We start from the raw sequence: 418 nt of genomic DNA, 5'->3' as shown, positions 1-418 counted from the left end.
TCGGCGGTTCGATCCCGTCATCCTCCACCATTTAGCCGACTTAGCTCAATTGGTAGAGCAACTGACTTGTAATCAGTAGGTTGGGGGTTCAAGTCCTCTAGTCGGCACCAGAAATCATGGCGGTTGTGGCGAAGTGGTTAACGCACCGGATTGTGGCTCCGGCATTCGTGGGTTCGATTCCCATCAGTCGCCCCATTTTTCTTAAATAAATTAATATGCGGGTGTGGCGGAATTGGCAGACGCACCAGACTTAGGATCTGGCGCCTTTGGCGTGGGGGTTCGACTCCCTTCACCCGCACTTTTAATTAAATAACTCATACATGTCTTGCGGAAGTAGTTCAGTGGTAGAATACAACCTTGCCAAGGTTGGGGTCGCGGGTTCGAATCCCGTCTTCCGCTCCAATTTTCAATATGACAT

The 418-nt window shown here is 50.2% G+C and carries 4 tRNA genes; all 4 read left to right on the top strand.

Going from position 1 to position 418, the window contains the following annotated elements:
* Positions 1-34: 34 nt before the first annotated feature.
* Positions 35-110: transfer RNA gene (locus MR136_RS28320), tRNA-Thr, on the top strand.
* 9 nt (positions 111-119) lie between these two features.
* Positions 120-195, top strand: a tRNA-His gene (locus MR136_RS28315).
* 22 nt (positions 196-217) lie between these two features.
* Positions 218-298, top strand: a tRNA-Leu gene (locus MR136_RS28310).
* 29 nt (positions 299-327) lie between these two features.
* Positions 328-402 (top strand) — tRNA-Gly (locus MR136_RS28305).
* Positions 403-418 lie beyond the last annotated feature (16 nt).

It is taken from the genome of Bacillus cereus group sp. BfR-BA-01311 (assembly GCF_022664295.1).
In the GTDB taxonomy this organism is placed as follows: domain Bacteria; phylum Bacillota; class Bacilli; order Bacillales; family Bacillaceae_G; genus Bacillus_A; species Bacillus_A cereus.
The sequence above is the reverse complement of the archived record's forward strand: the minus strand, read 5'-3'. Positions and strand labels throughout refer to the sequence as shown.